Below are 14932 nucleotides of genomic sequence, written 5' to 3'. Positions count from 1 at the left end.
ATTAACTGGTTTTTTTACTATAAATGTTTTTTAGGATTTATCTATATTATTTTAAAACAAAGTAATTAGATTGTAAATAGTTTATTTAATGTAATATTACGGAAATAAATTACATTTTTTCTACATCTGAATAATCCTTACCAAAAGTCTCAACAGTTACATTTTTCATAACTTGTGGAGTTTTAGGTTTATCTGCTCTATCAGTAGCAGTTGTAGCTATTTCATTAACTACATCCATTCCCTCTATTACTCTACCAAATGCAGCATATTGACCATCTAAGTGTGGAGAGTTTTTGTGCATTATAAAGAATTGAGAACCTGCTGAGTTAGGAGCCATAGTTCTAGCCATAGATAATACTCCAGCTTCATGCTTTAAGTTGTTAGTAAATCCATTACCTCTGAATTCACCTTTTATAGAGTATCCAGGTCCACCCATTCCATTTCCATTAGGACATCCACCTTGTATCATAAATCCTTCTATTACTCTGTGGAATCCAACTCCATTGTAAAATCCTTGATTTACTAATGTTACAAAGTTTTTAACAGTATTAGGAGCTATATGTGGATATAACTCTGCTACTATCTTCTTTCCATTTTCCATTTCTATAGTTACTATAGGATTTTTATTTTCCATATTTCTATCTTCCTTTCATTTGCCTTTAGTTTTAATATGTACTTATATATTATATACCATATTTTATTAATTTTTACATAAAATTTCAGCCTTATATTTCTATCATAAAATACTTAATATCAATAATAATATCATTTATAATTTATCCATAAAACAAGTAAATTATAAATATAAAAATTTACTTATCTAATTTCTCCAATGATAAACCTATTTGTAAAAAACATCATTTTTTACGTTTATAAAGTTATTTATATTACTTATATTCATAAATTATCCACAAAACTTTTCATACTATAATTTACTTATACATAAAAAATTCGCTTCGCTCATGTAGCCAACGACTTCGTCCGTTGCTCAAAATCTTTTTTACGCTCAAAAACAATTTATTCATATTACTTACATTCAGAAGTTATCCACATTTTTTAAAGTATTATAATATCCTTAAGCGTAAAAAAGCTACTAAATTAATAGTAGCTTATTTTTCATCGTCATTTAATTGTATAGTTTCTTGATAATCAACATTTAATAAGTCTAGTATTCGTTTAGCTCTTTCCTTTGTTGATCCTTTTACTTCTACATAGTTAACATTTTCTGCCTTTAGGAAACTTAATATAGCATCATCTATTTGAAGTGCTATATCTTCATCTTGCCATCTAACTCCATCTTGTATATATCCAAATTCTCTAGGCACATAAACTATCATATCATAGTCTTGTATATCTTCTATAGCTAGACAGTATAAATCTTTTAATATTTGTATTTCCTTTTTTGTTCTTTCTTTGTTACCTAACATAAATCTTCCATATATGTAAGGTACAAATGTTGCATAATCAGTAAGAGCATAATCAAATACTGATAACTCATCTTCTAATTTCTTTTGACCTAAGTAGATTCCATATTGTTCAGATATAGATTCTATCATACCTTTATCTTTTAAGTATTCAGTTGAATACTCTAGAGCATAACCAGCATTTAATCCAGCTATTTTCATTTCAACATATAAATGCTGAATTAATGTAGTTTTACCACATCTTGGTCCACCTAAAACTGCTATTCTCTTAGTTGCCATAATTTATATCAACTCCATATATTTTTTCTAAGTTTAAGGAACTTTTATATTATACTAACATTTAAAAGTTTATTCAATGTTTTTAATACAATTCTATTTACATAGAAATGTTCAGATTTTTACCTATCTCATATCCTTCATAGTATATTTGTTTACAAAATTCTTTTTCAAATCTTAAGGTATCATTTTTATCAAATACAGTTTTAGGTCTAACAATTATTATATTATCTTCATTGCAAATATTTTTAATTTCATCTGGTAATGTATAATCATGTTTCATTGATATAACTATAATTTTATCTAAGTTTTTGTTTAATAGTGGATTTAATAAAGTATTATTAACTAATCCTCCATCAAGATTGTATCCATTATATAAACCTTCACTTAAATCCTTCATAAATTGATTATGTAGTCCCATTGTCCCTTGTGGATTAAATGGAAGCAATGAACTATATTTTATACTTTTTAAACCTTCTTCTTTATTTAATTCTGATATATTTACTATTTTCTCTTTTGGTAGATTGTTTTCTATATTTATATAGTTTACATAAAAGTCAGGATTTGCTGTACTTTTATAATCAATATTAGATAAAACTTCGATTACAGACGAATTATCCACAGTGTTATCCACGATTTTTATAGAATGTTCAATATGAGCATCAATATCTGTCCACATTTCTTCTAACTTTTCAACATTATTTGTGAATATAAAATATCCATTTACTGCACCTATCGAAGTTCCTGATATAGCATTAAATTTATTTATACCTCTATCATATAAAGCCTTTATAACCCCTGCTTGATAAGCTCCTTTGGCTCCACCACCACAAAGACATAATCCTATATTCAAATCTCATTCCTCCTTAATTATATCTCATAAAATTTATGAAATGTTTTATATATACTATAGTGATCGTCCACAGATCCTAATTCTCTTATAGAATGCATTGCAAGTATAGGTGTTCCTACATCAACTGATGGTATGTCTATATGAGTAGATGATATCGGACCTATAGTACTTCCTCCTCTTTCATCTGATCTATTAACAAATTCTTGATATTTAACACCACTTTCTTTGCAGATAGATTTATATATAGATATAGAATATGCATCACTAGTATACGCTTGATTTGCATTTATTTTTATAACAGGACCTTTACCCATTACAGGTCTATTTGTTGGGTCATGTTTTTCAGGAATATTTGGATGAACTGCATGTGCTAAATCAGAAGATATCATAAATGATGAATACATAGATGTAAAAAATTCTTCTCTAGTTTTTCCTAGTGATATACAAATTCTTTCTAGTATATTTAATAACATATTTGAGTCTGCACCTTGCTTTGTAGAGCTTCCAACTTCCTCATTGTCAAATACAGCTACTATATTTATTCCTTTGTTACTATTTGCATTTATTAGCGCATTTAAGCTTGCATGAGCCATAGCTAAATTATCAAGTCTTCCACTTGATATAAATTCTTCGTTCGCACCAATTAAACATCCTTTTTCAAACTCATATAAAAATAAATCAAAATCTACTATGTCCTCTTTATCTACACCTAGTCTATTTTCTAATTCCTTTATAAGGTAGTTATCTTTCTCTAGAGATTCATTTAATAATCCTACTAAAGGAAGCATATCTTTTTGTTTATTAAAAGCATATCCTTCATTTACATTTCTATTCATATGTACTGCTAAATTAGGTATTATACAGATTGGCTTATCTAGATTTACTATTACTTCTTTAGGCTTTAAGATATTATCTGTTCTTATAATTACTCTACCAGCTATTCCTAGAGGTCTATCTAACCATGTACTTAATATTGGACCTCCATAACATTCTGTATTTAACTTTAAGTAAGCTTTTTCAGATTCTATTTCTGCATTTGGCTTTATTCTAAACGATGGTGAATCCGAATGAGAACCTATTATTCTAAAGCCTTCTTTTTCTATATTGTCTGAGTTTACTGTAAATGCTACTATAGCTGATGAGTTTTTAGTTATATAATACTTTCCACCTACTTTTATATCCCACATTTTACATGATTCTAATTCAATAAATCCATTTGCATCTAATAATTCCTTTGATGTAGAAACTGCATGAAATGCAGTTGGACTATTATAAATAAAATCTATTAAGTTTTTTGCAAATTTTTTGCTATTCATACCCCTACTCCTTATTTATAAAATTTTATATAAAACTTTTTAAATTATATAATTATAATTGCCTTAATTTATACATATAAAATTAAGGCAATTATTTTTACAAAACTATCTAAATATTTTATCATAAGTTATTTGTTGATAAATACTTATATTATTAATAATATTTCATTACTAAAAAATAAACTTTTATATTTTATAATACATCTAAAGTTGTATATTCTTTGTTTATCTTTTTTATCCCCTGTTGTTCAAATGCTATAGTAACATCTGTACCCATCATTCCAACTACTGTTCCTACTCCAAATTTAGGGTGATGTACTCTTGCACCTGGTTTTATGTCGTCTATATTAGTTTCTTTTTCATTACTCTTAATAGTTGCATTAACTTGTTTTGCAACTGCAGTTTTATTTATAGTATTCATATATTTTTGTTTATATTTATCTAATACATTATAATTTGCTTTTGAATATGATAATTCTTTTTCTGCAGAGTTTAATCTTTCTATACATTCTTTAGGCAACTCTTCCATAAATCTAGATGCAATCGATGGATTTGTTTTTCCATATAATGTTCTTTTTTGAGTTAATGTAAGGTATAAAATCTCCTTAGCTCTTGTTATACCAACATAACATAATCTTCTCTCTTCTTCTATTTCTGAATCACTCATAGACCTTACAGCCCTCGCTATTGGGAATAATCCATCTTCCATACCTACTATGAATACTACCGGGAATTCTAGTCCCTTTGATGTATGAATTGTCATAAGTGAAACTTTATCTATTTCCTCTTCTTCGCTTGATTCAGATGTTAATGCAACACCTGTTAAGAATGTTTCTAAGTCTTTTTCTTCACTATTTTGTTCAAATTCCATAGCTACTGATATAAATTCTTTTACGTTATCTTTTCTTTCTTCGGCTTCTTCTTTATCGCCTTTATATAATTCATCTATATATCCGTAATAGTCGATAGATTCTATTACCTTTTCTATTAACTTACTAACAGGATATACTTCTCTCATTGTTCTTAATGTTCCTATAACATTATCTACAAATTCACTTATGCTATTTCTTGCTTTTGTTGAGATTTCTGAATTTGTTTCTATGTCTATAAGTACAGAATATATACTTTCTTGTTTTAAACTAGCTCTATCTTCTATTTTTTCTATAGTTCTAAGGCCTATACCTCTTCTAGGAACATTTATTATCCTTTTTATAGATATATCATCCTGTGGGTTTTGTATAACTCTTAAATATGCAATTAAATCTTTTATTTCTTTTCTTTCATAGAACTTTGTCCCACCATATATATTATATGGTATTTGGCTTCTATTTAATGCATCTTCTACAGAACGAGATTGTGCATTAGCTCTATAAAGTACTGCAAAATCTTTGTATGATCTATTTTGTTCTCTTGATATTTTAGCTATCATATCAGCAACAAAATCTGACTCTTCTATTTCATCTTGAGCTACTTGTATCTTTATAAGCTCTCCGTCTTTTTTCTCACTCCAAAGTCTTTTTCTTTTTCTTTCTATGTTATTAGATATAACTGTATTTGCTGCATCTAATATAATTTGAGTCGATCTATAGTTTTGTTCAAGCTTAACTACATGAACATCATCATAATCCTTTTCGAATTCAAGTATATTTCTTATATCAGCACCTCTCCAACCATATATACTTTGATCGTCATCTCCAACGACACATATATTTTGATGCTCTTTTGCTAATATTTTAATTAACTCATATTGTGCTTTACTTGTATCTTGATACTCATCTACCATTATATACTTGAATCTATTTCTATAGTAATCTAGAACTTCTTTATCACTTTTTAAAAGTTCAACTGTTTTAAATATTAAATCATCAAAATCTAATGCACTATTTCTCTTTAAACGATCTTGATATAGTGCATATACATCTGCTATCTTACTCATTCTATTATCATTCATGTGCATTGCCTTAAACTGTTTAGGATCATATAACTTATCCTTAGCACCTGATATAGTACTTATAATCATCTTTGGTTCAAATACTTTATCATTTAAATTTAATTCTTTTAAACAGTCTTTTACTAATGTAACCTGATCTGCACTATCATATATAACAAAACTTCTATTATATCCGATTCTATTTATATCTTTTCTAAGTATACGTACACAACAAGAGTGGAATGTACTTATCCACATATCGCTTGCATCTGACTCTAATGTTTCTTCAACTCTTTCTCTCATTTCATTTGCTGCTTTATTAGTAAATGTTATAGCTAATATATTTGCAGGTTGTACACCTTTATCTTCTATAAGATGCCCTATTCTTGTTGTTAACACTCTTGTTTTACCAGAACCTGCTCCAGCTAGTATAAGTACAGGCCCCTCTGTTTTTTCTACAGCTTCTCTTTGGGCAGGATTTAACGTATCTAAATTCATCTTCGTCCTCCTAATAATGATATATGTCTATTTTAATCTAAATAATATTTTTCTTCAAATCTTAAGGTTAAGTAATACTTTAATTTTATCCAATATATAGTAATATTAAAACCATATAACTTTTAATATTATAATAAGTATATAACTTATTATAATTTAAAAAAGGCATAGAGTAAAACTTTATCTCTGTGCCTTTTTATTAGTATAAAATTCTTTACAATTATATCTTATATATGAGTATAAATTACCTTAACAATATATAAATGATAATAGTTAGAAATATAAAAACTGCTTTAAAAATAATTTAAAGCAGTATATATGATTATTTATTATATCTATTTTTGTAAATACTTCTCTATGTTGTTGTAACATATATTTTGTATTATTTCACCTAATATTTCCATATCAGCTGGATATTCTCCATTCTCTACTAATCCACCTATATAGTTACATAGTATTCTTCTGAAGTACTCATGTCTTGTATAAGATAAGAAACTTCTAGAGTCAGTTAACATACCTACGAATTGGCTTATAAGTCCTAATTGAGATAGAGCCATCATTTGTCTTTCCATTCCGTCCTTTTGATCGTTGAACCACCATCCAGAACCAAATTGTATTTTACCAGCTACACCTCCACCTTGGAAGTTTCCTAACATAGTTCCTAATACTTCATTGTCCTTTGGATTTAAGCAATATAATATAGTTTTTGGAAGTTCATCAGTTATATCTAATGAGTCTAATAATCTAGATAAGCTAGTTGCTACTTCGCCATCATCTATACTATCGAATCCTACGTCCGCTCCTAATTTCTTGAACATTCTAGTGTTGTTGTTTCTTAATGCACCTATGTGTAATTGCATCACCATTCCACGCTTGCTGTACATTCTTCCTAAGCTTATCATTGTTAATGTAGAGTACTTTTCTATTTCTTCTATAGTTAAAGTTTCTCCAGTTAAAGCTTTTTTGAATATAGCATCTACTTCTTCCATAGTTGTATTTCTGAAGTAAACTCTTTCTAAAGAATGGTCAGTTATATTACATCCATTTTCAACAAAGAAATCTAATCTTTTTTCTAATACTGTTAATAATGTAGCGTAATCTTTTATTTCAGTATTTTCAACTTCTCCTAATTTAACTACATAGTCAGCAAATCCTTCACCGTGTATCTTTACAGCTCTATCAGGTCTGAAACTTGGTCTAACTTCACAATCAAAGCTTTCATCCTTAGCTATTGCTATATGATATTCTAAGTTATCTATTGGATCGTCAGTTGTTCCTATGTACTTAACATTAGAATTTTTTATCATAGCTCTAGCACTGAAACTTTCACTATTTATTATTTCATTACATCTATCCCATATAGACTTACAAGTTTTTTGAGATAAAGTTTCTTCTATTCCAAAGTATCTTTTTAATTCTAAGTGAGACCAATGATACATTGGATTTCCTATTAAGTACGGCATAACTTTTGCAAATGCTTCAAACTTTTCATAATCAGTAGCATCTCCAGTTATGTACTTTTCTTCTATACCAAAACTTCTCATCGTTCTCCACTTATAATGGTCTCCACCTAACCATATTTCAGTTATATTCTTATATCTTTTATCCTCAGCTATTTCCTTTGGATTTAAGTGACAGTGATAATCGCATATTGGCATTTCTTTAGCAAAATCATGATATAAAGTTACTGCCGTATCTGTTGATAATAAAAAGTTATCATCCATGAATTTTTTCTTCCCAATTGCTCTTACTGCTGTACCTTCTGATAATAATAAATCATCATCCATAAATTTTTCCATCTCAATTACTCCTCACCAAAATAATATTTTCTTAACTTTTATACTAAAAGCTCTTGTTTGTACAAGAGCTTTAGTTATATTTATAATAATTTATTATCTGCTTTTAATTAACCTTGAACTGAAACCCCTTCAAGTAAAGTTTCTTCACATTCACTTTTTGATTTAGTTTCTTTTAATATAGCTTCTTTTAATCCATTTACATATACAGCACCTAATGCTCTATCATATAATCCGTATCCTGGTCTACCAGTTTCTCCCCATATCATTCTACCGTGGTCTGGTCTGTATGGTCCATCGAAGTTATAGTCTAAGTAAGCTTTTACTATAGCATGGAAATCTAATGATCCAGCTTCAGATAAGTGAGCTACTTCGTTGAAACTGCTATCTCCTGTTATTAATACATTTCTTAAGTGAGCAAAGTGTATTCTATTTCTTTCACCACCGAAATATTTTATCATTTTAACTACATCATTAGTCTTAGTACATCCTAAAGATCCTGTACATAAAGTTACTCCATTGTAGTGACTATCGTATAAGTTTAAGAATCTATCTAAGTTTTCGAAGTTAGTTATTATTCTTGGTAATCCAAATATTCCCCATGGTGGATCATCTGGGTGTATAGCCATTTTAACTTCTTCCTCTTCAGCAGTTGGCATTATACCTTTTATGAAGTACTCTAAGTTAGCCCATAATTTTTCTTCATCTATATCTTTGTATTGATCAAGTAAAGCACCTAATCCACCTTCACCATATGAAGTATCCCATCCTGGTAACTCTAATTCACCTAAAGCTGGGTCCATTTTAGCAACTGTAGCTTCATCGTATATTAGACAAGTAGATCCATCTTCTAATTCATAGTTAAGGTCAGATCTTGTCCAGTCGAATACTGGCATGAAGTTGTAGCATATAGTCTTTATTCCTGCTTTACTTAAGTTTCTTATAGTTTCACAGTAGTTAGCTATGTACTTGTCTCTAGTAGGTAATCCTAATTTTATATCTTCGTGTACAGGTACACTTTCTATTACAGATAATTCTAATCCGTGTTTTTCTACAGAAGCTTTTAATTCCATTATTTTATCTAATGGCCAAACTTCTCCTACTGGTATGTCATATATTGCTGTTACTATCCCTTTCATTCCTGGTATTTGACGGATGTACTCTATTTTAACAGGGTCATCTTGTCCATACCATCTAAATGTCATTTGCATGATTTTTTCCTCCCACTTATATACTCATTTTTATATTTAAACTTATTTTTATCTATTTATATTTTCTACCCCACAGTTCATAAGAGTTTCAACTTGTTTTAAATCAACCATGTTTATATCTCCTCTGATACTATGCTTTAGTGCACTTGCACATGTAGCAAACTCAACTGTCTGGCTACTTTCCATATTGTTTAATATCCCGTGTAATATTCCAGCTGTAAATGAATCTCCTCCACCTACTCTATCTAGTATGTCAAAAGTATGAGTTCTAGATTTGTGTAATGTATCTTTATCAAATAAAAATCCTTGTAGGGAATTATTATTTACTGAATTTACAACTCTCTTAGTAGAAGCTGCATATTTTATATTTGGATATTTTTCAAATAGTTCTTTATAGAAATCAGCTAATTTTGCTTCGTAATCTTCTTCTTTAAGTTTATATTCTAGAATATTTATAAAATCTAATATTCCTAAAAATGCTATATCTACATAAGGAAGTACTTCTAACATAAAGCTTCTAGCTTCTTCTAAAGTCCATAATTTTGATCTATAGTTAGAATCATAAGATACTAGTATTCCCCTTTCTTTAGCCGCTTTTATAAAATCTATTGAAAGGTCATATAAATTTTTACTTAATGCTGGTGTTACTCCAGATATATGTATTAATTTAACATTATCTAGTATTTTATCTAAATCAAAATCTTCTTTAGTAGCCATTGATATTGCTGAGTATTCTCTATCATATGTTACATCTGAATTTCTAACTCCATGTCCCTGTTCTAAGAAGTATATACCTAATCTTCCTTTTCCTCTAACTATATCTTTTGTATCGACTCCAAATGAATTCATAACTCTTATTACCTTATCCCCTAATGCATTTTCTGGTAATTTAGTAATCATTTTTGTATCATGTCCGAACATACTTAAGCTACAAATAACATTGGCTTCTCCTCCAGCATATATTGCCTCAAAAGATTCAGCTTGTATTATTCTTTGGAAATTAGTAGGAGTAAGTCTTAGCATAATTTCTCCAAAGCCTAATACTTTACTACCATTATTAACCTCTAATTTTTGCAATTTTGTTTTTAAATTCCTTTGCTAAATTTTCTATATCTTCTAAACTTCCAGCTCCTAAAAGTGAACTTCCTACTCCTACACAAGATACACCCATTTTAAACCATTCATCTATATTATCTATAGAAACACCACCTGTTGGCATTATTTCAACATGAGGTATTGGCGCTTTTACTGCTTTAACATACTTAGGTCCAAATACTTCACCTGGGAATAATTTAACCATCTTATTTCCTTTATCTAATGCATTCATAACTTCAGTTACTGTCATACATCCTGGTAAATATAGTATGTTCATTTCGTGGCATACAGTGTTTACTTCATCTGAAAAACCAGGACTTACAACATAAGATGCTCCTGCATCTATAGCATCCTTAGCCATTTTCCCATTTAATACACTTCCTACACCTACTAATGCATCTTTATAGTTTTCACTAACATGTTTTATAAGTTCAACTACATTCGGTATCGTATATGTAAGTTCTATAGCTTTTATTCCACCATTTAAACAAGCATTTATATATCCTAAAGCTTCTTCATGGTCTTTAGCTCTTATTACTGCTACTACGCCTTCATTTTTTATTTTATTTAACATAGTATATTCCCCCCTAAATATTAAACTCCTGAATATGCTGAGAATGCTCCATCAACTGGTATACAAACACCATTTACAAATCCTGAAGCATCATTGTTTACTAAGTATAATAATGTTCCTATTAACTCATGAGCTTCTCCATATCTTCCCATTGGAGTACTATTTAATATTTTTTGACTTCTTGCAGTCGGAGTTCCATCTTCATTGAATAATAGCTTCTCATTTTGAGCTGTTACGAAGAATCCTGGTGCTATTGCATTTACTCTTATACCTACTTTTGACATATGAACAGCTAACCATTGAGTAAAGTTAGTTACTGCTGCTTTTGCTCCTGAGTATGCAGGTATTTTTGTAAGTGGTGTATAAGCATTCATTGAAGATATGTTTATTATTGTTGCACCTTCTTTGTTTATCATATCTTTAGCAAACTCTTGTGATGGAAGTAATGTCCCTAAGAAGTTTAAGTCGAATACGAATTTTACTCCTTCTGGATCTAAATCAAAGAATGTAGTTAATTCTTCATTTTCTAAATCTTCTGGTAATAAGTATTCATTAGTTGTTGTTCCTTTTGGATGGTTTCCACCAGCCCCATTTATTAATATGTCACATGGACCAAATTCTTTTAATATTATTTCATGAGCTCTTTTTATACTCTCTTTATCTAAAACATTAGTATTTATTCCGATTGCAGTTCCTCCAGCAGCTTTTATTTGATCCGCTTTAGCATCACAACCTTCTTGTCCTAATGCAAGTATTGCAACTTTTGCTCCACATGCAGCTAATGCTTCTGCCATAGCTCCGCATAGTATTCCAGACCCCCCTGTTACTACTGCAACTTTATTTTTTAAATCAACATTAAATGGTAGTTTCATAATTATTTTACCTCCCAAAATTACGTATCACTGTTTATACTTGTATACTAGCACACCAAATTTAATATTGCAACCTTTTCCTATCGTTTTTATTGAATTTTTTTTAAAAATATCATTTTAAGGAAACGATTTCAGATAAATAAGTAAATCACCAAAAGAATTATCATTTGATGAGCCTTTTATATTTTATTTCACTTATATCTCTTATTAATTATTATATACTCTTTTTATCATAAAAAGAACCTCTTTTAAAATCATACATATAGTATGTTTCAAAAGAGGTTCTTTTATTTTTTCTTATACAAAGAGTTCTCTTCCATTTAAACAAATATTTTTATATCAATTTAAACATTATTTTAAATATCTTCTTATTTCTTCATTGTCATTTATTAGTTTACTCCATTCCTTTGCAGGGGCAACTATATGTTTCTCTATATATTCATCAATTTTATCTAAATCTTTATTTTTGATTATAGATAGCATTTCTTCATGTTGCTTTACTAGTAGAGCTTTATCTGTTTTTCTTTCAGATAATAATCTCATTCTGTTGTAGTGAGTGCTTATTTTCATAATACTTTCCCAAATATTAATTTTATGACATCCTATAAATATTAATTTATGAAATTCTTTATCTAAATTATGAAACTCATTTTCTTTACCATCTTTGTTTAAAACTAATTTTTGTGCAAATAAGTTTTTTTCTAACTCCATAAACATCTCTTCAGAAAATTCATTACACGCTTCCCTTAAAACTCCTTTTTCTAATAGCTTCCTCATAAATATCGCTTCATCTATAATCTCTTTGTCTATCAACGATACGTATGTTCCTGCTTGTGGTTTAACCTCTATTAAATGTTCATTTTTTAATTTCATTATTACTTCTCTTATAGGTGTTCGTGATATTTTTAGTTTTTCTGATAAGTCTGATTCACTTAATAATTCCCCTGGTTTTAACTCTAAAGACATTATATTTCCTTTTAGTACTCTATATGCATATTCCTTTCCTGTCTCTTTATGTTTTTTATCGTAAAATATCATTCTATTCCTCCTATATATACACTTAAACATTTCCCGCATCCAATAATACAATTATAGCCCTATTTTCTATAATATACTTTATTTTGATAAATTTAAAGTAATATATTATACTTTAGAGATATTATCTAATATTACAAAATTTCTATCCTTGAGCTATATGTATGAAATACTCTTGATATCATAATTTTCTTATACATAAAAATACCATATTAAATTAAATTTAATATGGTATTTTAGTTTATTATACTTTACAGTGTTTCTAATATTATTAAATTTAAATACCAAAACATAAATTAAAATTCTAAACATAAAAAAAGATTACGTGGCTACGTCTTACTCTCCCAGGCAGTCGCCCACCAAGTACCATCAGCGCTAAAGAGCTTAACTTCTGTGTTCGGTATGGGAACAGGTGTATCCTCTTTGCTATAATAACCACATAATCTTTAATTTAGAGTTAATACTCTGAAAACTGCATATCATTTAAGATTTATCATTTTATTTTAGCAACCTGAATCTTTGATTCGGTTGGCGATATAAACCTTTAGGTTTATTTTTTGGTCANTTGGTCAAGTCCTCGACCTATTAGTATCGATAAGCTAAATACATTACTGCACTTACACCTTCGACCTATCAACCAGGTAGTCTTCCTGGGGTCTTACCCTTACGGTGGGAAATCTTATCTTGAAGTTGGCTTCGCGCTTAGATGCTTTCAGCGCTTATCCATTCCGTACATAGCTACCCAGCCATGCCCTTGGCAGAACAACTGGTACACCAGAGGTACGTCCATCCCGGTCCTCTCGTACTAAGGACAGGTCTTCTCAAATTTCCTACGCCTGCGACGGATAGGGACCGAACTGTCTCACGACGTTCTGAACCCAGCTCGCGTACCACTTTAATGGGCGAACAGCCCAACCCTTGGGACCTACTACAGCCCCAGGATGTGATGAGCCGACATCGAGGTGCCAAACCTCCCCGTCGATGTGGACTCTTGGGGGAGATAAGCCTGTTATCCCCAGGGTAGCTTTTATCCGTTGAGCGATGGCCCTTCCATGCGGTACCACCGGATCACTAAGTCCGACTTTCGTCCTTGCTCGACCTGTATGTCTTGCAATCAAGCTTCCTTTTGCCTTTACACTCTTCGCACGATTTCCGACCGTGCTGAGGAAACCTTTGAGCGCCTCCGTTACTTTTTAGGAGGCGACCGCCCCAGTCAAACTGCCCACCTGACGGTGTTCCAAGACCTGATTCAAGGCCTATGGTTAGGATCCCAGTACTACAAGGGTGGTATCCCAAGGATGACTCCACACAGACTGGCGTCCATGCTTCATAGTCTCCCACCTATCCTGTACATGTAGTACCAAGACCCAACGTCAAGCTACAGTAAAGCTCCATGGGGTCTTTCCGTCCTGTCGCAGGTACCCGGCATCTTCACCGGGATTACAATTTCACCGAGTCTATTGTTGAGACAGTGCCCAAATCGTTACGCCTTTCGTGCGGGTCGGAACTTACCCGACAAGGAATTTCGCTACCTTAGGACCGTTATAGTTACGGCCGCCGTTTACTGGGGCTTAAGTTCACTGCTTCGATTGCTCTAACAGATCCCCTTAACCTTCCAGCACCGGGCAGGCGTCAGCTCCTATACATCGTCTTGCGACTTAGCAGAAACCTGTGTTTTTGGTAAACAGTCGCTTGGGCCTATTCTCTGCGGCCTGTCATAGACAGGCACCCCTTCTCCCTAAGTTACGGGGTCATTTTGCCGAGTTCCTTAACAATAGTTCTCTCGCTGGCCTTAGGATACTCTCCTCACCCACCTGTGTCGGTTTACGGTACGGGCGCCTTTAAACTCGATAGAAGCTTTTCTTGACAGTGTGAAATCAGCTACTTCCCCCCGAAGGGCTTCCCCATCACATCCTAGCATTGTATAAACGGATTTGCCTATTTAGACTGCCTCAATGCTTAGCCGTACATAACCAACAGTACGGTTAGCTTATCCTACTGTGTCACTCCATCTCTCAAACGCTTATTGGCGGTACAGGAATATCAACCTGT

General features: G+C 31.0%; 11 protein-coding genes and 2 rRNA genes. All 13 read right to left on the bottom strand.

Annotated features, from left to right (window positions below):
* Window positions 1-109: 109 nt before the first annotated feature.
* Complete coding sequence (locus tag BN7997_RS02725; protein WP_071119356.1) at window positions 110-634, bottom strand: peptidylprolyl isomerase; 525 nt, start codon at window positions 632-634, stop codon at window positions 110-112.
* A 475-nt stretch (window positions 635-1109) separates the two neighbouring features.
* Entirely contained in the window at window positions 1110-1703 is a 594-nt protein-coding gene (locus BN7997_RS02720; protein WP_071119355.1) for an AAA family ATPase, read from the bottom strand.
* 97 nt (window positions 1704-1800) lie between these two features.
* Complete coding sequence (locus BN7997_RS02715) at window positions 1801-2553, bottom strand: patatin-like phospholipase family protein (protein WP_071119354.1); 753 nt, start codon at window positions 2551-2553, stop codon at window positions 1801-1803.
* Window positions 2554-2570: 17 nt separating this feature from the next.
* On the bottom strand, window positions 2571-3869 hold the full coding sequence (locus tag BN7997_RS02710) for a M18 family aminopeptidase (protein WP_071119353.1): 1299 nt from the start codon (window positions 3867-3869) through the stop codon (window positions 2571-2573).
* 193 nt (window positions 3870-4062) lie between these two features.
* Window positions 4063-6297, bottom strand: a complete 2235-nt coding sequence (locus BN7997_RS02705; RefSeq protein WP_071119352.1) for a DUF3553 domain-containing protein — start codon at window positions 6295-6297, stop codon at window positions 4063-4065.
* Window positions 6298-6632: 335 nt separating this feature from the next.
* On the bottom strand, window positions 6633-8096 hold the full coding sequence (gene uxaC, locus BN7997_RS02700; RefSeq protein ID WP_330385856.1) for a glucuronate isomerase: 1464 nt from the start codon (window positions 8094-8096) through the stop codon (window positions 6633-6635).
* Between the two features lie 107 nt (window positions 8097-8203).
* Window positions 8204-9304: a mannonate dehydratase gene (uxuA, locus tag BN7997_RS02695; RefSeq protein WP_071119351.1), complete on the bottom strand. Its 1101-nt coding sequence runs from the start codon at window positions 9302-9304 to the stop codon at window positions 8204-8206.
* Window positions 9305-9352: 48 nt separating this feature from the next.
* Window positions 9353-10381 (bottom strand): sugar kinase, encoded by a 1029-nt coding sequence (locus tag BN7997_RS02690; protein ID WP_071119350.1) that lies wholly within the window; start codon window positions 10379-10381, stop codon window positions 9353-9355.
* Window positions 10362-10973, bottom strand: a complete 612-nt coding sequence (locus BN7997_RS02685) for a bifunctional 4-hydroxy-2-oxoglutarate aldolase/2-dehydro-3-deoxy-phosphogluconate aldolase (protein ID WP_071119349.1) — start codon at window positions 10971-10973, stop codon at window positions 10362-10364. The genes BN7997_RS02690 and BN7997_RS02685 overlap by 20 nt, the downstream gene beginning before the upstream one ends.
* A gap of 20 nt (window positions 10974-10993) precedes the next feature.
* A complete protein-coding gene (locus BN7997_RS02680) occupies window positions 10994-11845 on the bottom strand; it encodes an SDR family oxidoreductase (RefSeq protein WP_071119348.1) in 852 nt (283 codons plus the stop codon).
* A gap of 351 nt (window positions 11846-12196) precedes the next feature.
* Window positions 12197-12883 (bottom strand): GntR family transcriptional regulator, encoded by a 687-nt coding sequence (locus BN7997_RS02675; RefSeq protein WP_071119347.1) that lies wholly within the window; start codon window positions 12881-12883, stop codon window positions 12197-12199.
* Between the two features lie 320 nt (window positions 12884-13203).
* Window positions 13204-13320, bottom strand: a 5S ribosomal RNA gene (rrf, locus tag BN7997_RS02670).
* A gap of 125 nt (window positions 13321-13445) precedes the next feature.
* Window positions 13446-14932: ribosomal RNA gene (locus BN7997_RS02665) — 23S ribosomal RNA — on the bottom strand; the annotation flags it as partial.

The organism is Romboutsia timonensis, assembly GCF_900106845.1.
In the GTDB taxonomy this organism is placed as follows: Bacteria; Bacillota; Clostridia; order Peptostreptococcales; family Peptostreptococcaceae; genus Romboutsia; species Romboutsia timonensis.
The sequence above is the reverse complement of the archived record's forward strand: the minus strand, read 5'-3'. Positions and strand labels throughout refer to the sequence as shown.